The sequence below is a fragment of the Novosphingobium naphthalenivorans NBRC 102051 genome (genome assembly GCF_001590985.1).
Taxonomy (GTDB): Bacteria; Pseudomonadota; Alphaproteobacteria; order Sphingomonadales; family Sphingomonadaceae; genus Novosphingobium; species Novosphingobium naphthalenivorans.
In genome coordinates this window covers 1-20,027 of the sequence record NZ_BCTX01000080.1, presented here as the reverse complement: position 1 = coordinate 20,027, position 20,027 = coordinate 1, and the positions used below count along the sequence as shown (strand labels likewise).

Genomic DNA, 20,027 nt, shown 5'->3' with positions numbered 1-20,027 from the left:
GGCATAGCGGCGGAAGAGCCCCGCAGGACAGCGCGCAGGATGACTGGGGGCAGTTGCTGCGCCAAAGCCACGAGATTCGCGAGCAACAGACAGCTCGGCTTCTGGACGAATACGACACGCTTCTCGCGCATCTGGACGACCGGAGCATCCCGGCGCCGCTGTCCCCCGACGAAAAGCGCCAGGGCATCGCCCTGCACGCCGATGTCGGATTCGCCCTGCTGTCCGGACTGGCGGCCGCGATCGCGATACTGATCTGCTGCACGATCTGGATCGGCACCGGCTGGGCCGATGGCGCCGTGGCGGCGATGATGGCCGGCGTGTTCTGCTGCCTCTTTGCCGCGCACGATAATCCGGTGCCGATGATCCTGCGTTTCGGGGGCGCGCTGCTCGCCGCACTGCCCGTGGCCGGGTTCTACCTGTTCGTCCTGATGCCGCCCATCGACGGCTTCCTGCCGCTGGCCTTGCTGCTGCTGCCGCCGCTCCTGCTGACGGGCTGGATCATCCCCCACCCCCGTTGGGGCATGACCGGGGCGGCGGCCATGATGGGCTTTGCGAACGCTCTGGCCCTGCAGGAAAGTTTCCATGCCAATTTCGCCCGCTTCATCAATGCCAACATCGGGCAGGTTCTCGGCCTGCTGGTCGCTGCCGGCGTGACGGCAGGAATGCGCACGGCCGGTGCCGACGTGGCCATAGCGCGCGTGAAGGTTCGCCTGCGGGCCGATCTGGTGCGTCTGGCCAGCGCCGTCACGCCGCCCAGCCGCTTTGTCGTGCTGGGCCGGACGACCGACCGGCTGGCCCTGATTACCCAGCGGCTCGGCCATGCCACCGACGAGGCGACCTCCAGCCTGCGCGGCGTGCGCATCGCGATGAACATCGTCACCATCCAGCACTTGCAGGCCCAGGTGGACAGGAAACTCAGCCTCTCGCTGCGCCGGGTACTGCGCGACGTCGCGCGCCTGTATGCCGGTAAAACCGAAGGCCTACCGCCGCCGCGGCTGCTCGCCCGGATCGATGTAGCCTTGCGCCTGATGGTGGCCGAGCCGGCGCGCTGGGAAGGCCTGTCGGGAGAGATCCTCGGCAACGACCCGGCAGAAGGGCTCGCCGCGCTCGTCGCCCTGCGCCGCAATATCTATCCCGACGCCCCCGATTTCAGCCGTGAGGCCAACGCGTGATCCCGGATTACCTCATCGGCAACATCTATGTCGCGGCCGCGCCCATCGATGGGTTCATCGCGCTGGTCATTGCCCTGTTCGCGCACCGCCTGCTGCTCGCCCTGCGGGTCTATCGCTGGGTATGGCATCCGGTGCTGTTCGACACCGCACTGTTCATCATCATCTGGGCCGCACTCGTGCTCCTTGTCCCTTCGCCGTATTCCGGAACCCACCCATGAGCCTGCAATCTTCCGCGCGGCGCCAGAAAGCCGTGTCCATCGCTGTAACCGGGATGATGGCCCTGGCCGCAATTCTGGGCGGCAAGGCCCTTTACACTTATTATCAGGACGATCCCTGGACGCGCGACGGCCGTATCCGTGCCGACGTCATACGCGTCGCCCCCGACGTGGCGGGGCTGGTCACGGCCATCCATTTCGACCATGACCAGACCGTCCATCGCGGGGATGTCCTGTTCGAAATCGATCCGTCGCGTTACCGGCTGGCGCTGGAGGAAGCGCGGACCGGCGTGCAGCAGGCCCGGGCCGACCTCGACCAGGCCCGTGCGGCGGTAGTCCGCGCACAGGCCGGAACGGCCGAGGCGCGGCGCGAAGCCACGCGCGATCGCGGGCTTGGCGAGCTGCTCCCCAGCGAGACGATCCAGCAGTCGGAAACGCGGGCACAGGAAACCACCGCGGCGCTGGCGGAGGCCCGTGCGGCCGTGGAACAGGCCGAGGGGCGGCTGGCCGCAGCGCGCAATGCCGAGGACCTGGCGCGGCTGAACCTTTCACGCACCAAGGTGGTTGCCCCGGTGGACGGCTTCATGTCGGACATGTCGGTGCGCATCGGCAACTACGTGAGCGCCGGCAGCCCCGTACTGGCGCTCATCGATACGTCCACGCTGCGCGTCGAGGGCTATTTCGAGGAAACCAAGCTGCCGAACGTGCGGATCGGGCAGAAAGCCGTCATCCGCGTGATGGGCGAGGACAAGACTCTGAAGGGCCACGTCTTTTCGATCGCCCGCGCCATCGAGGATCACGATCGCAACGGCAGTGCCGATCTGCTGCCGGCCATCAACCCTTCGTTCAGCTGGGTCCGGTTGCCGCAGCGTGTTCCGGTGCGCATCCGGATCGACAATCCTCCCCCCGGCATTGCCCTGATCTCGGGCCGCACCGTCTCGGTCTCGCTGGACCGGGGAGCGGGCAAGTGAGCCATCGCTTGCTCCGGCTGGAAGGGGCCATGCTCGCGGTAGCGGCGCTGGCCGGATGCACGGTCGGGCCGGATTACCACCTCCCGCAACAGGCCGCTATCAACCGCCCTGCGGCGCAGGCCCCCTTGTCCGGCGGCGCGCTGACGAGCGTCGATCCCCTCCCGCCGCGCTGGTGGGCGCTTTACGACGATCCAGTGCTCGATGCCCTGGAGGAGCAGGCACTGGCGGCCAACACCGACTTGCGGATCGCCGGGGCCAACCTGGCCCGCTCCGCCGCCATGGTGCGGGCCACCAAGGGGCTCTCCGACCCGCAGATGGCGGTGGACGCATCGGTCGAACGGGCCAGGCTTTCCGGTGAATCGTTCCTGAAGTTCGAGACCATACCGGTGACCAATCTCGGCATCGGCGAAGGACAAGTTTCCTATCAGGTGGACCTGTTCGGCCAGATCCGCCGCCGTGTCGAGCAGGCCAAGGCCGGGCATGAGGCAACCGAAGCGCTTACGGAGGCCGTGCAGGTGACAGTCGCGGCCGAGGTCGCGCGGGCTTACGTATCCGTCTGCGGCGAGAACGAGGCGCAGGAACTGGCCGAGGAGGCGCTGGCCATGCAGGAACGCCTCGCGGAAACGGCACGCCGGCTCCATGCCGCAGGCAAGACGGGTGCTACCGACGTGACCCGCGCCGAAGGGCTGGTTCTGACAGCGCGCTCGCGCCTTCCCCTGCACCGGGCAGCCGCGCGCGCGGCGCTCTACCGGCTGGCGTTCCTGCTGGGACGCGCGCCATCGGAATATCCGCGCGAGGCCGAGGCGTGCCACGCCCTGCCGCACCTGAAGCGGCCGCTGCCGATCGGTGATGGAGCCACGCTGCTGGCCCGGCGACCCGACGTGCGGGCGGCGGAAAGGACGCTGGCAGCCTCCACGGCCGGAATCGGCGTCGCCAAGGCCGATCTCTACCCGCATATCACGCTGGGGCTGGGTGGCGGCACATTCGGCCTGCTGGAAGATGTCGGTTCGGCCATGGCGGGACACTGGTCGCTGGGCTCGATGATAAGCTGGATTTTCCCGACCCGCGCCCAACTCGCGAAAGTCGATGCAGCCAGGGCCGGCGCCGATCGCAGCCTCGCGGAATTCGACGGCACGGTGCTGCAGGCGCTGCGCGAAACCGAAACCGCGCTGGCCTGGTATCGGGAAAACCACAATCGCGCCGCCGACCTCACTCAGGTGCGTGAACAGGCCGAACTGCTGGCGGACCAGAACCGCCGCCTGTTTCAGGCAGGCAAGGCCGGCCTGCCCGAAGATCTTTCCAGCCGCATCAGCCTGGTCAAGGCAAAGGATGACGAACGCGCGGCATGGGACGATGTGGCGCAAAGCCAGATCAGCCTGTTCCTGGCGCTGGGGGGCGGCTGGTAGCCGTTCCTAGCACGTCCGGCCGCGCCCGCCGGTCCCAGAGCGAGCAGAGGCCCTGACCTAGTGCGGTGGAAACGAAGTTCGCATTCCTATTCCACGTCATCCCCGCGAAGGCGGGGATCCCGCTTCTGGTAGCGTAGCGTAAGAAAGAGTAGCGGGGCCCCCGCATTCGGGGGGCGACGAGTTATGAGATGAACTTCCGATTCAGGTGACTAGGGCCGATCGCCATTCAGTTCAGGGCGCGCCGAGAATGGTGGTTTTCCGAGACCCGGAGCGCAGCGTATTCTCGGTACGTGAGCACCAGAAGCTCGGAAAACTGCCGCCTTTGTTTCCACTTGGCACAGGCCGTCATGGGCTGAATGGCGATCGGCCCTAAGCCAGCAATGCCGCCGAGGCGCGCAAGCCTTCGCGCACGCAGGCCATCACGGCCGGGTCCAGTTTCGAGGAATGCACGATATAGGCGGGATAGGGGAATTCCGGACTGCCGGGCACCAGCCGCAGCTGCCCCGTTTCAAGCCAGGGTCCGATAAAGCCCTTGCGGAAATAGGCACTGCCGCCGGTGGCGAGCAGGTATTCCAGTGCCAGCGGCCCATAGCTGATCGAGACCTGCGCTTCGCCGCGCTCGGGGAAGGCCGCACGATAGCTGGCGTCAAACTCGCGCCCCCAGTCGACCCGCACATGCTTGGTTTCGTCCGGCGAATCCGTTGCCGGTTCGGTTGTGACCAGAACCAGCCGCTCCTCGACCAGCAGTTCGGTGACGACGCCCGGCCGCTGCGGCGCGCCGTAAAGCACGGCGACGTCGATCGCGCCTTCCTGAACCTGCTGCATCAGGGTCTCGGGCGGCGCGATGCCCACCCGAAGCGCAAAGTCGGGACGCTCCCGCCGCATCCACAGCAGCCAATGGCCCAGCAGCGGATTCCACAGGCTGAGCTCCGCACCGACCGTGACGACCGTCTCGCTGCCCGGCGGCAGGGCCACCGCGCGCCGGGCATTTTCCCAGGTCTGGATCAGCGAGGTCGCAAATCGCATGAATTGCTCGCCCGCCCGCGTCAGCGTTATCCCGTTCTTCCCACGCACGAAAACCGGATGGTCCAGCTGCTCTTCCAGCACGCGGATACGGGCACTGACGGCCGCCTGGGTGAGATTGAGCGCCGCGGCGGCATTCACGAAACTGCCGGTTCGCGCGACTTCCAGAAATGTCTTTGCCGCTGCAATGTCCATCAAGCCCGCCCCCAGGGACCCTTGCTCGCTGGATAGCGGCCGAGGTCAGGAAGATGACTTTGCGCCTAACGCCAAAACGGCTGAAATGTCTATCTGGGATCACCACCTGCCTTGACGCTTGCATCCCCTCGGGATGCCGTTGCCGGAATCAAGGCAGGTGCTGCGTTTGCAGCCTAGCTATTAGCTATGCTGCTCGGTGGTGCGCTCTACGGAGACGGCAGAAACCTTGCCCGCGTCCAGCTGGAAACGGATGTCCCAGGTCGCAAAAGTATTCACGTAGTCATCGACCGAAAGCAGTTCACGATAGAAGCACTTGATATCGGTCTTCTCCGGCTTGGGAGACTGGCAATGCGCCCCGGCATGACGAAGGACGGCGACCGCATTTACAGCATCGCTTCCGACAGGCACGGCTTCGCGAACACGATCGTATCCCGAAGTCGTCATTCCCAGTTGCGCATAGTTTCTTTCAAAACCATGCAAATCAAGCGAGGAATATTCTGCATCTTTAGCTTGCGCCGGCACACCCGAAAGAACCGCTGCTGCGAGAATTATACTGGAAAGGATCTTCATACTTCCTCCGCGCCGGCTCATGCCGGTCAACGAAGGCGCATTTAATAAATGGAAGCATTATCGCAACGACATTAATTCGATGCTTTCCATAAAACATTTTTATTGCCCCCGCGCGATCTCCGGGGCCGGAGTTCAGCGTTCCCGGCGATAAAGCACCGAACCGCCCGAGCGCGCCACCGGCCGCCAGCCGGGAACCATGCGCTCCGGCGTCTGCCACAGGATCCACAGATAGGGGACGGCTTCGGGAACGTTTGCCGCGCTCACAAGGAGGGGAATCGTTCCCATGCAGGGCTCGCCGATCTCGATCGAGGAGGGATCGCGGTCGAATGGGACGGCCGCCGGATTGTGAATGGTCATCAACTGGCCGCCGGACAAAGCGAACTGGTCATTCGCAAAGGCGTGGCGGCGGGTGAGCGCGAAGCTGGGGAAGTGCATGTCGCGCACGTGGCCCTGCTGCACGAATGTCCGGCACGGCAGAGCGTTGAACGAGACCAGCTGCGAACCGCGCGGCAGGCTGTCGAGCACGGCCAGGTCCTGCCGGAACTGCCTATCCCACAGCGCCATGCTGACAGTTGTTCCGGCCAGCCGGACGCCGAAGAAAGCCAGCCCGGCGATGGCAAGCCACGTCAGGCGCCGCCCCTCCAGCTTCGGCCTGACGGCAAGGATGGCCAGCGCGAATACCGAGGGCAGCAGCCGCATATCCGCGAAATAGGACCCGAACACCCAGCCCGGCAGCAGCCAGAACAGCCCGAACAGCACAATCGCCGCCAGTGCCAGCCCCTTGTGCAAGGCGAAGCTGGGCGATCGCCAGGTCAGGGCGATCAGCACTGTCAGCCCCAGCGCCGCGGCCGTGTCGAACATGGCCCAGCGGTCCATCAGGACGTTGAACAGGAAATAGAGCTTTTCCGCCATCCGGAAGAAGCCCACGCTCGGCAGGTGTTCCGGCGCGTTGGGCCACATCAGGCTCAGCAGCTGCGGCACCAGCAGGCATGAGGACGCCGCGAAACCGCCGGCGAGCGCTACCCAGAAGCGCTGCGTCCGTTCATAGCGGGCCGCCAGTTCGCAGCATCCCACCGTCACGCAAAGCACCGCCCAGCCCGCCAGATGGCTGACCCAGATCATGCAGGCGATCAGACTGAACACCCCGTAGCGCAGCCCCGGCCGCGCGGCCATGCGCGGGCTGATCCACAGTGCCAGCGCCAGTGTCGCCAGCGCCGTGGCCAGCGCAAAGTTGAGGAAGCCATGCTCCAGCGGCGCGCCATAGGCCAGCGGCAGCGCGAAAAGCGCCATCGCGGTGACGCGGCCGTGCGCGGCACGCGCAAGCAGGAGGTACCCCGCGCTCTGGAGCGCGACGATCAGGATCACGATCGCCTTCATCGCCGGTTCGAGACCGAGGACGGGCTCGATCGCCCAGGCGAGAAGATCGGTGCCCAGATTGGAGATCAGGTTCCACTGGAAGCTGTACCAGCGCGCAATGCCGGGGGTGCGCCCGCCGTCCATCTGCACCATGAACCGCGACATGTGCGCCGGCAGGTCGGTCAGCGGCGGCACGGCGGGATAGAGCAGCGGGATGATGGACAGCAGGACCAGCACCGGCCACCATCGTGCCAGCGCCCCGACGCCTCCCGGCGCCTGTCTGGCCGCATGGCCGGCAAACGGCGTGATCGGCCCCATCTTCATAACTCTTGGCCCCCGCGGACGACTGGCTGCACGGAGCCGCTCTATCGCCCGCTCATGGTTAACCCGGCGTAAAAATACCTCCGCCCGTGCGGCCCAGGTGTGGCGCTCCCGAAACTAGGTAGAGTTCCGGGGCTAATCCTCACGCTCGATAAACCCTGTTTGCCTTAACCATTCGGTAATGGGCTCACTAGGACGCAAGGGGAAGCGGGATGAGCGGACTGGAATCTCTGCTGATCAAGGCTAAAGGCGCGGCCAATCGCGGCGAGACGGACGCGGCACGCGCGATCTATCGCAAGGTGCTGGACAAGCATCCGCGCAACCCGCGCGCCCGCGCGGCTCTGGCTGCACTGGAAGCCGCGAACAACAATCCGTCGCAGCAGCAATTCGACGCCATGGTCGCCGCCTACAAGTCGGGCCGCATGAGCGACGCCGCACAGCAGGGCCATACCCTGGCCGAAGCATTCCCCCGCTCGCACGGAGTGCACAACCTGCTCGGCGCGGCCCTGCTCGCGCTCAATGACAATGCCGGCGCGGAACAGGCCTTCCGCCGCGCGATCGAGGCGGACCCGAACCATCCCGCCAGTTACAACAATCTCGCCATTTCGCTGCGCAAGCAGGACCGTCCGGACGAGGCCGAGGCGATCTACCGCGAGGTGATCGCCCGCAAGCCCGACTATGCCGACGCGCAGTACAATCTCGGCAACCTGCTCCAGATCGCCGAACGCGACGAGGAGGCCGCCGAGCACTTCGCAGCGACCATCCGTATCGATCCGGGCTATGTCGAAGCCCATTACAATCTCGGCAACCTGCTGGCGAAGACCGGCTATCACGAGGAAGCGATTGCCGCCCTTGCCAATGCCGCCCGCCTGAACCCTTCGCACGCCGATGCGCACAACAACCTGGGCGGCCAGCTGCTTGCTCTGGAGCGTCTCGACGAGGCCATCGACGCCTTCGACCGCTCGCTCGCGGTCAATCCCCGCAATGGGCAGGCGATGGTCAACAAGGGCAAGGCCCTCGTCCTGAGGAAAGACCTGCCGGACGCGATTGCCTCGTTCCGCGCGGCCCTGGGCGTGGATCCCACCAACAGCGCGGCGCGGCTGCAGGCCCTGTTCGAAGAAGCGCATATCTGCGACTGGAGCAAACGCGGCGAATTCGTGCTGACCGAAAGCGCCGAACAGGCGTTTTCCGCGCTGCCGTTCGTCGACGATCCAGCCCAGCAATACCGCCGCTCGCAGAACTGCGCACAGCTGCAGTTCGCAGCAGCGACCTCCGTCGACATGCCCCGTCCGGCTCCATCTGCCGACGGGCGCATTCGCATCGGGTACTTCTCCGGCGATTTCCACGGCCACGCGACGATGCACCTGATGTCGGGCTTCTTCCGCGAGCACGACCGGTCGCGCTTCGACGTGCGCCTCTACAGCTATGGGCCGGTCCGTGAGGACGACCCGGCCCGTATCGAGCTGCGCAAGCATGTCGATGCCTTCATCGAAGTCGGCGAGATGCGCGATGAGGACGTCATCGCTCTTGTCCGAGGCGACAATCTCGACATCGCGGTGGACCTCAAGGGCTATACCCGAGGCTCCCGCGTTCGCTGGTTCGGCCATCGCCTTGCGCCCGTGCAGGTCAGCTACATGGGCTATCCGGGCACGATCGGCCATCCGTGCATGGACTATTTCATCGCCGACCACGTGACGATGCCCGAGGGCGCCGAGCAATGGTTCAGCGAGAAGATCGTGCGCCTCGCCCACTGTTACCAGGCCAACGACAACTTGCGCGAGATCGTGCCCGACACTAGGGGCCGCGCCGGCTGGGACCTGCCCGAACAGGGCTTCGTCTTCGCCAGCTTCAACCACACCTACAAAATCTCCCCGCGCGAATGGGACATCTGGATGGGCCTGCTGCACGAAGTGGAAGGCAGCGTGCTGTGGCTGCTGCGCTCGAACGAATGGGCCGAAGACAATCTGCGCCGGGAAGCCGAAGCACGCGGCATCGACCCGGCGCGGCTCGTGTTCACACCATCCATATCGCACGGCGAGCACTTGGGCCGTCTGGTCCATGCTGACCTGTTCCTCGATACTTTCGCCGTCAATGCGCACACCACCGCCAGCGACGCCCTGTGGGCGGGCCTGCCGGTTCTGACGCTGGCCGGCCGGCAATTCGCCGCGCGCGTGGCCGCCAGCCTCGTCAGTGCCGCCGGCCTGCCCGAACTGGCCGTGGACAGCGAAGAAGCCTACGCCGCGCTGGCACTCTTCCTTGCCCGCAACCCGGCACGCCTCGCGGAAATGCGCGAACGCCTCACGGCCGGCCACGCAGCCCTGCCCCTGTTCGACACCGCTCCCTACACCCGCCGGGTGGAAGCCGCGCTGGAGCATATGCACCAGCGGCGGCTGGAAGGGCTGGCGCCGGACCATTTCGAGGTGGAGTGACGGCCGACGCTACTGACGTTTGCCTTCTCCTTGGCTTGAAACACCAACTTGGCTTTCACCAAGATAAAACCTTTAATATTAGCCACTTGATTCGAGACTGAATCTAAAATGGGGTGCACTTCTATTATGCGTATGACCCAATTACTGGCTGCAGTAGCCGCTTCTTCGCTGATCGCGACGCCGGTCATGGCCAACTCGGCCGCTCCGCTTTCGGTTGCGAAGGCATCCAGCGTCAAGGCAACGACTTCGGCCGGCAAGACGAACAAGCAGTTCATGGGGTCGAACACCCTGCTGATCCTGCTCGGCATCGGCATTGTCGCTGGCGGCATTGCACTCGCGGTCTCTGGGGACAGCAACAGCCCCTCCAGCAACTAAGCCTTTCCTCAGGCAAGTTCAGGAAATGGCGGTTCCAGCAGGAGCCGCCATTTTTCGTTCTGCGGAGCATGACGGGCCGCAGCTTACTGCAGCGTCGCGCCGTCCTTGTCATCGTCGCTGGTGCGGCGGAAGAATTGCATGAGCTGGACCAGCAGCTCGCAGCGGGCGGAAATGCCGGGTGCTTCCAGCAAGGCCTGCTTGGCGGCCGGATCGAACGGGGCGATCTGCGAGACGCCGTTGATCAGCGCATAATCGTCGAGCCGCGTCACCTGGTCCCAGTCGACCACATAGCCCTGCGCATCGGCGAAACGGCGTGCTTCACGCTCGAAGCCGGCGCGCTCGACCGGGGCGAGCACTTCGTCCACGTCCTCTTCGAGCAAGTCCGCCTCGACCTGCCGGAACAGCGTGGTCACATCGAGTTCGCGCACCACGCGAAAGCGCTGTTCGCCTTCCAGCACGATATTGAAACGCCCGTCCTCCAGCGCCTCGACATCGCCGATCCGCCCCAGACATCCGATCGAATAGAGCGGCGCGCCCTCATGGGCCCGCTGCGGCTGGATCATGCCGATCAGCCGGTCGCGCGCAAGGGCATCGCTCACCATCGCCCGGTAGCGCGGCTCGAAGATATGCAGCGGCAACTGCAATCCCGGATAGAGAACCGCGCCGGGAAGGGGAAAGATGGTAATCCGCGTCAAGAGCCGTTCAGCCGAACAGGACAGTCGAAAGCTTGCGGCGCGTTGCCGAAACCCACGGGTCTTCCAGACCGACCGCCTCGAAGATCTGCAGCAGCTTGGCCCGCGCGGCCCCCTCGTTCCACTCACGGTCCGCGGCGACCATCGCCAGCAGCGTCGCGGCAGCCTCATCGCGCTCGCCCGCAGCGAAGGCGGCATTGGCATAGGCAAGCTGCGCGTCCATGTCGCCGGGGCGCTCGGCCGCGGCGGCCTTCAACGCGGCGAGTTCGCTATCCTCGGGCTTGTCCTTCGCCAGTTCGAGCGCGGTGCGGGCCCGCTCCAGATGCGGATCGGCAGCCACTTCGGGCTCCAGGCTGCCGAGCACATGTTCGGCTTCCTCCACCCGTCCGGCGGCAACGAGCCCGCGAATCAGGCCCGAGAGCACTTCGGCATTGTCCGGCACCATCTCGAGAATCTGCATGAAGATACTGGCGGCGCGCTCACCATCGCCGGCAGCCAGCGCCTCGTCGCCCATCGCGATCAGCGGCGCGAGATCCTGCTGCGGCGCAGCGCCTCCGGGCTGCACCGGCAGCTTGGCGAGCAGTTGGTCGAGCATCTGCTTGAGCTGCGATTCGGTGCGGGCATTGGTGAGATCGGCGACCGGCTGCCCCTGAAAGATCGCATAGACCGTGGGGATCGAGCGCACCTGGAACTGCGAGGCGATGAACTGCTCTTCGTCGACATTGACTTTGGCGAGCACCACCCCCTTGTCCGCATAGTCCGCGGCGACCTTTTCCAGCACCGGGGACAGCGCCTTGCACGGCCCGCACCACTCGGCCCAGAAGTCGAGGATCACCAACTGGGTCATCGAAGGCTCGGCCACCGCCTTGCGGAACCGGTCTACTGCCTTCTGCTCGTCGAGATTGAGCCCCATGCTGGCCAAGGTCTTGCTCCCATATTCCTGAATACCGGCCCCTAGATCGGATTTCCGGGGCCGTTTGTGAAGGGCGAAAGCATCCACAGGCCCTGCCGCCCCCTGCCTTTGCGCCATTGCAGGGGCCTCTGCAAAAAAAATTGCAATTCTCCTCTTGCCGCCCCCTCAAGCCCCTGCTAGTGGCGCGCCTCACCCGGCGGGAACGACCTCCCGCCAAGCGCCAGAGCGGGCGTAGCTCAGGGGTAGAGCACAACCTTGCCAAGGTTGGGGTCGAGGGTTCGAATCCCTTCGCCCGCTCCAGTTTTCCTATGGAAAATCAAGCAGTTAAGTGATCCGTAAGGGTCGCTTTTTCTGTTTACGCGATCCTCAAAATCACAAAAGTAAGCAATGCGTAAGCAGCGCAACCCGCATAAACGGCGGCGTTTGGGTGCCTCCCGACGGAGCCCACTTGATGATTGCTGATATTTGGGCCGCATCTCCGCAGGCTGGCACTGAACGATAGGGGGTGGTGCGAGCCAGACTCTGCCCCTTTATGTTGCTTACGCGGGCTAAAATGTTCGCTTACGCTAGGCCAAATTCTGCTTACGCAATGAAGCACAGTCCTTGAAGGGGAACGTCTTCCCCTGCGGCCGAGCCGGGGTCTCTGCCGACCCCTTCTGCGGGGACACCCCGCAACGCCCCGTCGAAGAGTTAGAGAGGGCAAGAATTTCCGTGACGGATCAGGGCTGAGAGAGAGGCTCTCGGCGCCCGTCATGGAGGTTTTCCCATGAACATGCAGGTTCTCGATGCCCGCCGCGATGCGAGCGGCGGCTACAAGGTCGATGTCTCGCGCGGCGAACGCGTTGGCCGCGTCTCGTCCGAATGGTTCTCGCGGCCCGATGACGAGAGGTTCCTCTCGCTCGATGATCTCGCCCGCGCGGTGCGCGGCCGATCCGAGCGCAGTCGGACCCGGGTGGTGGAAACCGCCCTCATCCATGTCGAGGCGAACCGCAACGATCCCGAACGCCTGTCGCTGATCCTCCCCGGCGCCGACGCTCCCGTTGCCCCAACGCACTGGAGCTTCGGCCAACTCGCCAGCCAGGTCGGGGCGCCCGCAGCCTATCTGCGCCAGCTTCCCGCCCCTCTTGCGGCGATCAACCTGCAATATGGACTGACATCCCACCGAGCCGAGCAAATCAAGACTCTCGAAACGGATATCGGCAGGGTCGAGCTGCGCGCCGTGACGGGGCCAGACTACGGTCGGATATATGACCACGAACTCGTCGAGGCGGTGCAGAAGATCGCCGGCAACGGCACTGGCGACACCCGGTGGAAAGTCCCCGGCGTGCTCGACTGGTCAACCGGCATCTACAACCCGCGTGTCGACATCACCCGCGACACAACCACCCTCTACGCCTCGGATCGAGATGTGTTCCTCTTCCTGGTCGACGATCTCAACCCGATCGAAGCCGGGCGGCTGCCCGATGGATCGCCCGACCTCTACTTCCGCGGATTCTACTGCTGGAACTCCGAGGTCGGCGCCAAGACCCTCGGCATGGCGAGCTTCTACTTGCGCGCAGTCTGCCAGAACCGGAACCTCTGGGGCGTCGAACAATTCGAGGAAATCTCCATCCGGCACAGCAAATATGCCGCCAACCGCTTCGCCCATGAAGCGGCACCTGCCCTGGAGGGGTTCGCCAACTCTTCGCCCCTGCCTTTCGTGAACGGCATCAGGGCGGCCCGCGAACGCATCGTGGCCCGCACCGATGAAGATCGCAGTGACTTTTTGCGGGGACGCGGCTTTTCGAAGGCCGAGACCGGCAAGATCATCGAGACGGTGCTCGCCGAGGAAGGCCGCCCGCCCGAATCGATCTTCGATTTCGTCCAGGGCATCACCGCGCTGGCTCGCGACAAGTCCCACCAGGACGCCCGCCTCGACATGGAGGGCAAGGCCAAGAAGCTCCTCGACCGGGTTCACTGACCCCTGCCGCGAACACTCCGGCATACCTTGCGTTGCGCTGCCCCCTTCAGAGGAAGAGGGCGGCGCTTCGCTTCGTGACGGGTTGAGGTCCGAGAGAGAGGCTTTCGGGCAGCCCGTCGCGAAAGGTAATACCATGGCAACTGCTGCCCAGAAGATCACCCTGTCGTCCTCGCGCGACATCCCCTTCAACAAACTGGTCCTCAGCCAGTCGAACGTCCGGCGTGTGAAGGCCGGGGTGTCGGTCGAGGAACTCGCAGAGTCAATCGCCAGGCGCGGTCTCATCCAGTCGCTGCACGTCCGGCCGGTGCTGGACGTCGACGGCGTTGAAACCGGTATGTTCGAAGTGCCCGCCGGTGGCCGCCGCTACCGTGCGCTCGAACTCCTCGCCAAACAGAAGCGCCTTTCCCGCACCACGCCGGTGCCCTGCGTCGTCGGCGATGCCGCCAGCGATATCCTCATCGACGAAGTCTCGCTGGTCGAAAACATCGAGCGCGCGCCGCTCCATCCCCTCGATCAGTTCCGCGCATTCCAGGCCCTGCGCGACAAGGGCATGACCGAGGAAGCCATCGCCGCGGCCTTCTTTGTCGGCGTCAATGTCGTGAAGCAGCGTCTGCGCCTCGCCGCCGTCGCGACCAGCTTGCTCGACGTCTACGCCGAGGACGGCATGACCCTCGAACAGTTGATGGCCTTCACGATGTCCGAAGACCACGCCCGGCAGGAACAGGTCTGGGAAGCAATCCGCGACAGCTGGCAGAAGGAACCCTGGCAGATCCGCCGCATGCTCACCGAAACCACGGTCCGGGCATCGGACAGGCGCGCGCTGTTCGTCGGCATCGATGCATATGAAGCAGCCGGGGGCATCGTGCTGCGCGACCTCTTCCAGTCCGATGATGGCGGTTGGCTGCAGGATGTGGGTCTGCTCGACCGCCTCGTCGCCGAAAAGCTTCGCGACGAGGCCGACCGGATTGCTGTCGAAGGATGGAAGTGGGTCGAGGCGAGCCTCAGCATCCCTTACGGTGTCACGCACGCTATGCGCGAGATCACCGGCACGCCGCTCGAGATGACCGAGGAAGAGCAGGCCACGCGCGCCGGCTTGCAGGCCGAGCTCGATCGCCTGACCGAGCAATACGAGAACGCCGACGAACTCCCCGATGAAGTCGATCAACGCCTCGGCGAGATCGAGGATGCGCTGGAGGCTCCCGATAATCGCCCCATGCGATACGATCCCGCCGAGATTGCGATCGCCGGCGTGTTTGTCACCATCGATTCGGACGGCTCGCTGATCGCCGACCGCGGTTATGTCCGCCCCGAAGACGATGTGCCCGTCGCATCCGACCATGGTGACGACGCAGCCGCCGATCCGTCGCATAGCGAGGCGCCGATGGCCCACGCTGTTCGGCCAGTCGTCGTCACGATGGGTACCCAGCCAGCGCCGATCGAGGACGAAGAGGACGACGGCATCAAGCCGCTGCCCGAACGCCTGGTGACCGAGCTGACCGCTCACCGCACGCTGGCATTGCGCGACGCTGTTGCCCAAAATCCGCGGATTGCGATGACGGCGTTGCTCCACAAGCTCGTGTCGGACACCTTCCACCACCGCTCGATGAGCGGCGTTCTCGAAGCGCAGGTTCGGCACGTCTTCTTCCCGGCCCAGGCGGAGGATCTGGGTGACAGCCTGTCGGGCAAGTCGGTCGAGGAGCGCAACGAGCACTGGAAAAGCCGCATTCCGGTCGAGGAAGCCGCGCTGTGGGATTGGCTAACCGGGCTCGACGAGGAGAACCGGACGGCGCTTCTTGCCCACTGCGTGAGCTACGGCATCAACGCACTCTACGAGCGGCCCAATCCCTACAGCAGTTCGGGCGTGAGTGAGCATGGTTTGCAATTGCGCTTCGACCAGGCCGACCGCCTTGCGCGGGAAACCGGCCTCGACATGGTGCAGGTTGGATGGCGGCCGACCGTTGGCAACTATCTGGGCCGTGTCACCAAGTCGCGCATTCTGGAGGCCGTGCGCGATGGCGCTGGCGACCGGGCTGCCCAGCTCATCGACCACATGAAGAAAGGCGACATGGCCAAGGAGGCCGAACGCCTGCTCGCTGATTCTGGCTGGTTGCCCGAGCCGCTGCGGCTTGCCGACCCAGATGGCAACTCGGGTGCCGACCTCGTCGATCAGGGTGAAGGGGAAGCGGCGCTGCCGGCATTCCTCACCGAGGATGGCGACGGCGAACAGGCGGAAAGCGAGGACGACGACCTCACCGCCATCGCTGCCGAATGATCGCCATGCGCGGAGGTTGGGAAGTCTGCCCTCCGCGCCCCTTTCGGAGGGAACGCGCCATGACCGATTTGTCCGTGCCCACAGGCCGCGTGGTCTTCCAGTTCCTCGTTCCCGTCCATGTCGAAGTCGAAGACGGCATCGTCACCTGTGTTACGGTGATCGATGAAACCCCGGTCCGCGATCCGATCCTCGTTGAGGGCGATGCTGACTTGCTGCCGGCAGCCGTCGCTGCTGCCGACGACGGCCAGGACTGGCCATCATGGCAGTTCGGGTACTGAACCCACTTCCACTTTTCTTCATCACTTCAGCCCGGTCATCACTGTGCGGTAGCATCCGCGCAGGACCGGGCCTTTTTGTCCGGAGGCTTCAAATGGCCGACTATTTCACCCATTTCTCGTGCCTGCTCGACGTCGGCACGCCTGAAAATGCCGCCCGCGCGCTCGCGCTCTACACCGCCCTTTCCGAGGAAGGCGCCTCGGAGGAACCGCCGTCCGATGGCTTCCTCCTCTCGATCCAGCCCGAGCATGGCGGCACCGCGCTCTGGATGCGGGATGACGTGACCGGCGATCCGGAGCGCGTCATCCAGTTCGTGCGGCGTTGCGCCGAGCAGTTCCAGCTCAGCGGGCTGTGGGGCTTCCAGTACGCCAACACCTGCTCGAAGCCGCGCCTCGATGGCTTCGGGGGCGGTGCCCATGTCCTCGATCTGGCCACCCGCGAAACGATTGCATGGACCTATACCGACGGGTGGCTTGCATCTGTTTTGGATGGAGGCGACGGCGATGCCTGAGATCATCCAGACCACCGTTTATCAGCTCGCTGAACTGGATGAGGCCGCGAAGGACAAGGCGCGGGCCTGGTTTCGCGAAGGCGGCTTCGACCATGACTGGTATGACGCTGTCTACGCTGACTTCGAGCAGATCTGCGCCATTCTGGGCGTTACACTCGACACCCGTACCGTTCGCCTCGTCGGCGGAGGATCGCGGCAGGAGCCGTGCATCTATTTCCGGGGCTTCTGGAGCCAGGGCGACGGTGCCTGCTTCGAGGGGCGCTACGCTTACGCGCGCGGCGTTCCGGCCAATATCCGCAAATACGCGCCCAAGGATACCGAACTCCATCAGATTGCCGACGCCTTGCAGGCGGTGCAGCGCCGCAATTTCTATCAGCTCCATGCCCGGGTACGCCACCGCGGACACTATTATCATGAGTATTGCATGGACGTGTCGGTGGAGCGCGAGAGCCCCAGCGGCCAGGACATGAACGCCGATGCCGAGAATGTTGTAGTGGAAGCACTGCGCGATCTGGCACGCTGGCTCTACCGCCAACTTGAGCGCGAGTACGAATACCTCTCGTCTGACGAATGTGTCGACACGGCGATCGCCGTCAACGCCTACACCTTCACGGATGAAGGTCGCCGGTTCGGCTGACGGGAATAGCGCCCTGCATCGGCAGGGCGTTTTCCATTACTTCAACCGTTCAGCTTGTCCTTGATGGCCTTCGCTGGTGCGAAGGTCAGCTTCTTCGAAGCAGCGATCTGGATGGTCGCACCGGTCGAGGGATTGCGGCCTTCGCGCGCTGGCGTGTCCTTGATCTTGAACTTGCCGAAGCCATTGATCGCGATCTCATCGCCCTTGGCTGCGGCGTCAGCAATTGCGGCAAAGACGCCATCGACCAGCTTGCGGGCATCGGTCTTGGTCAAGCCATTCGCAGCGGCAAGGGCGTCGGCAAGATCACTGTTGTTCATAATGATAGCTTCTTTCGTGAATTGATGGGGCAGCCCGGTTAGCCGCAACGCCCGCGCAAATCCATGAATTGATGTGCGCAGGCAGCGCGCAGGAGAGGAAGAGGTTTGCCGGGACGGGACGAGACCCGCGCGGCTGAGAGAGAGCGTCGCGCGCGCTCCGTCCTTCCCGCTCTCCTTGAGGTAGTCCGTCATGAACATCCTGTCCGCCGTTGCCGGTTCTCCGGCGACGCCGCCTTCACTCGACCACTCCACCAGCATCTTCGCGGCCGGGGAAATGTTGCTCCCACGTCTCGAACAGGGCCAGGCGATCAGCACCGCCCAACTGCGTCAAGCCATGGAAGCGGCATTCGGTGCCTCGGACGCATCTGGGGTGTGGAACTGGAAGCAGGCCTACGAGGCCTGTGAGACTGCAACAGTCCTGTTTCTGCGCAAATATGGCCCGGCCCTGTTTCGCAAAGCCGCAGCGCCCGCAGCGCGTCTGGCTGCCTTGACCAGAATTGTGGGCCGCCTTCCCACCCACACCCGGCGTTCGGAGGAAAGCCAGACGCTCCAGCAATTTTCGACACCGGTCCCGCTCGGGCTCGCAGCCATGACCGCAGCCGCGATCCGTCCCGGTGACCGCGTGCTGGAACCCTCGGCCGGCACAGGTCTGCTAGCCATTCTCGCCCAGCTGGCTGGCGGGTCGCTCACCATCAACGAACTGGCGGAAACGCGGGCTGAGCTTCTGGCCACGCTCTTCCCCGCAACGCCCATCACGCGGTTCGATGCCGCGCAGATCGACGATCACCTGGATCATGCCGTGGTCCCATCCGTCGTGCTGATGAACCCGCCGTTTTCGGCCATGGCCCATGTGGCAGGCCGCGTTCAGGACGCCGGTTTCCGGCATATTTCCTCCGCACTGTGTCGCTTGGCCCCGGGCGGCAGGCTTGTCGCCATCACCGGCGCCAATGTCGGACCGGGCAATCCCGACTGGCGCGATGCCTTTGTCGCCTTGCAGGCGCGGGCACGTGTCGTGTTCAGCTGCCCGATGGCGGGCAGCGTCTATGCTCGCCACGGTACGACCTTTCCAACGCGCCTGACCGTCATCGACAAGTCACCCGCGGACGATCGGAACGTGCTCCCGCTCGCGCCAGGAACTGCACCCGATGTGGCAACGCTGCTGGGCTGGATCGAAACACACGTTCCGCCGCGATTGCCGGTCAGTCTCCCGGCAACGACCGTGCCCATCGTCGCCCTCCCCAAATCGGTGCGCGGCTATCTTGCCCGCGCGGCGGTCAAAGCTCCGGCCAACCCGATCGCAGCCGATCCCGAGCACCTCGACCTCACTTACGACACCGTCGACTGGACCCCGCCAGAAGAGGCCCGGATCAGCGATGGCCTCTACGAAGGCTACACGCTGCAATCGATCCGGATCGCGGGCGCGCAGCCCCATCCGACCAAGCTGGTGCAGTCGGCCGCCATGGCATCGGTTGCGCCACCCAAGCCCGCCTATCGTCCGCGCCTGCCGACAAACATCCATGCCCAGTTGTCCGATGCCCAGCTGGAAACCGTGATCTACGCCGGCGAAGCGCACAGCGATTACCTCGCCGGGACCTGGACTGTCGATCCGACCTTTGACCTCGTACAGGCAGCACCGGAAGGCGCGACGGCATCCGTGCGGTTCCGGCGGGGCTTCATGCTCGGCGACGGAACCGGCGCGGGTAAGGGACGGCAATCAGCGGGGATCATACTCGACAACTGGCTTCAGGGCCGGCGCAAGGCCGTCTGGATCAGCAAATCCGACAAGCTGATCGAGGATGCCCAGCGCGACTGGTCAGCGCTCGGCATGGAGCGCCTGTTGGTCACGCCACTCTCCCGCTTCCCGCAAGGCAAGCCGATCGGATTGTCGGAAGGCGTCCTGTTTGCAACCTATGCCACGCTGCGCTCCGACGAACGCGGCGACAAGGTTTCGCGGGTCCGGCAAATCGTGGATTGGTTGGGCGCCGATTTCGACGGCGTGATCATTTTCGACGAAAGCCATGCCATGCAGAATGCCGGCGGCGGCAAGGGCGAACGCGGCGATGTCGCTCCCTCCCAGCAAGGGCGCGCGGGCCTGCGGCTTCAGCATGCGCTCCCCGATGCCCGCGTCGTCTATGTTTCTGCAACCGGCGCCACCAGCGTGCACAACCTCGCCTATGCCCAGCGTCTCGGTCTCTGGGGCAGCGACGATTTCCCCTTTGCGACCCGCGCCGAATTCGTCGAGGCGATCGAGGATGGCGGCGTTGCGGCCATGGAGGTGCTCGCGCGCGATCTGCGCGCGCTCGGGCTCTACACCGCCCGTTCGCTCTCCTATGACGGCGTCGAATATGAGATAGTCGAACACAAGCTGACCGACGATCAGCGCCAACTCTATGACGCTTACGCGGGCGCCTTCACG

The 20,027-nt window shown here is 64.8% G+C and carries 18 protein-coding genes and 1 tRNA gene; 13 read left to right on the top strand and 6 right to left on the bottom strand.

Features of this window, described 5'->3' with window-relative positions; genetic code table 11:
- The 4 genes from NN5_RS20290 to NN5_RS20275 all read left to right on the top strand — a co-directional run.
- Positions 1-1,172, top strand: a 1,172-nt coding sequence (locus NN5_RS20290; RefSeq protein WP_174523918.1) for an FUSC family protein, incomplete at its 5' end; no start/stop codon positions are given.
- Positions 1,169-1,390 (top strand): DUF1656 domain-containing protein, encoded by a 222-nt coding sequence (locus tag NN5_RS20285; RefSeq protein ID WP_067737543.1) that lies wholly within the window; start codon positions 1,169-1,171, stop codon positions 1,388-1,390. The genes NN5_RS20290 and NN5_RS20285, both read left to right, overlap by 4 nt.
- A complete protein-coding gene (locus tag NN5_RS20280) occupies positions 1,387-2,358 on the top strand; it encodes an HlyD family secretion protein (RefSeq protein WP_067737540.1) in 972 nt (323 codons plus the stop codon). The genes NN5_RS20285 and NN5_RS20280 overlap by 4 nt, the downstream gene beginning before the upstream one ends.
- On the top strand, positions 2,355-3,764 hold the full coding sequence (locus NN5_RS20275; protein WP_245656628.1) for an efflux transporter outer membrane subunit: 1,410 nt from the start codon (positions 2,355-2,357) through the stop codon (positions 3,762-3,764). Before NN5_RS20280 ends, NN5_RS20275 begins: the two co-directional genes overlap by 4 nt.
- 369 nt (positions 3,765-4,133) lie before the next feature.
- Here the strand turns inward: NN5_RS20275 and NN5_RS20270 are convergent, their stop codons facing one another.
- From NN5_RS20270 to NN5_RS20260, 3 genes are all read right to left on the bottom strand, one after another.
- Positions 4,134-4,982, bottom strand: coding sequence for a LysR family transcriptional regulator (locus NN5_RS20270; RefSeq protein WP_067737534.1), 849 nt, complete (start codon positions 4,980-4,982; stop codon positions 4,134-4,136).
- 180 nt (positions 4,983-5,162) lie between these two features.
- Positions 5,163-5,552, bottom strand: a complete 390-nt coding sequence (locus NN5_RS20265) for a hypothetical protein (RefSeq protein WP_157081233.1) — start codon at positions 5,550-5,552, stop codon at positions 5,163-5,165.
- A 132-nt stretch (positions 5,553-5,684) separates the two neighbouring features.
- Positions 5,685-7,232: a hypothetical protein gene (locus NN5_RS20260; RefSeq protein ID WP_067737528.1), complete on the bottom strand. Its 1,548-nt coding sequence runs from the start codon at positions 7,230-7,232 to the stop codon at positions 5,685-5,687.
- A gap of 209 nt (positions 7,233-7,441) precedes the next feature.
- On the opposite strand from NN5_RS20260, the gene NN5_RS20255 reads away from it, so the two are divergent.
- On the top strand, positions 7,442-9,658 hold the full coding sequence (locus tag NN5_RS20255) for an O-linked N-acetylglucosamine transferase, SPINDLY family protein (RefSeq protein WP_067737526.1): 2,217 nt from the start codon (positions 7,442-7,444) through the stop codon (positions 9,656-9,658).
- Between the two features lie 132 nt (positions 9,659-9,790).
- Positions 9,791-10,033 carry a hypothetical protein gene (locus NN5_RS20250; RefSeq protein ID WP_067737523.1) on the top strand — a complete coding sequence of 81 codons (243 nt, stop codon included), beginning with the start codon at positions 9,791-9,793 and terminating at the stop codon, positions 10,031-10,033.
- 83 nt (positions 10,034-10,116) lie between these two features.
- On the opposite strand, the gene NN5_RS20245 is transcribed toward NN5_RS20250, so the two are convergent.
- Entirely contained in the window at positions 10,117-10,728 is a 612-nt protein-coding gene (locus NN5_RS20245; RefSeq protein ID WP_067737520.1) for an LON peptidase substrate-binding domain-containing protein, read from the bottom strand.
- A 7-nt stretch (positions 10,729-10,735) separates the two neighbouring features.
- Complete coding sequence (locus NN5_RS20240; protein WP_067737517.1) at positions 10,736-11,638, bottom strand: tetratricopeptide repeat protein; 903 nt, start codon at positions 11,636-11,638, stop codon at positions 10,736-10,738.
- A gap of 225 nt (positions 11,639-11,863) precedes the next feature.
- On the opposite strand from NN5_RS20240, the gene NN5_RS20235 reads away from it, so the two are divergent.
- The 6 genes from NN5_RS20235 (at position 11,864) to NN5_RS20210 (ending at position 17,294) form a co-directional block, all read left to right on the top strand.
- Positions 11,864-11,938: transfer RNA gene (locus NN5_RS20235), tRNA-Gly, on the top strand.
- A gap of 466 nt (positions 11,939-12,404) precedes the next feature.
- Entirely contained in the window at positions 12,405-13,598 is a 1,194-nt protein-coding gene (locus NN5_RS20230; RefSeq protein ID WP_067737514.1) for a hypothetical protein, read from the top strand.
- 133 nt (positions 13,599-13,731) lie between these two features.
- The gene (locus NN5_RS20225; RefSeq protein ID WP_067737511.1) at positions 13,732-15,870 is read left to right on the top strand and encodes a ParB/RepB/Spo0J family partition protein; all 2,139 of its coding nucleotides are present in this window, start codon (positions 13,732-13,734) and stop codon (positions 15,868-15,870) included.
- Positions 15,871-15,929: 59 nt separating this feature from the next.
- A complete protein-coding gene (locus tag NN5_RS20220) occupies positions 15,930-16,148 on the top strand; it encodes a hypothetical protein (protein WP_067737508.1) in 219 nt (72 codons plus the stop codon).
- Between the two features lie 92 nt (positions 16,149-16,240).
- Positions 16,241-16,657, top strand: a complete 417-nt coding sequence (locus NN5_RS20215; RefSeq protein WP_067737505.1) for a hypothetical protein — start codon at positions 16,241-16,243, stop codon at positions 16,655-16,657.
- Positions 16,650-17,294, top strand: a complete 645-nt coding sequence (locus NN5_RS20210; RefSeq protein WP_067737549.1) for a DUF8835 domain-containing pootine — start codon at positions 16,650-16,652, stop codon at positions 17,292-17,294. Before NN5_RS20215 ends, NN5_RS20210 begins: the two co-directional genes overlap by 8 nt.
- 41 nt (positions 17,295-17,335) lie before the next feature.
- On the opposite strand, the gene NN5_RS20205 is transcribed toward NN5_RS20210, so the two are convergent.
- Positions 17,336-17,611: an HU family DNA-binding protein gene (locus tag NN5_RS20205; RefSeq protein ID WP_067737502.1), complete on the bottom strand. Its 276-nt coding sequence runs from the start codon at positions 17,609-17,611 to the stop codon at positions 17,336-17,338.
- 190 nt (positions 17,612-17,801) lie between these two features.
- Here NN5_RS20205 and NN5_RS20200 point away from each other — a divergent pair.
- Positions 17,802-20,027: strawberry notch-like NTP hydrolase domain-containing protein (locus tag NN5_RS20200; RefSeq protein ID WP_174523917.1), on the top strand; the 2,226-nt coding region annotated here is incomplete at its 3' end.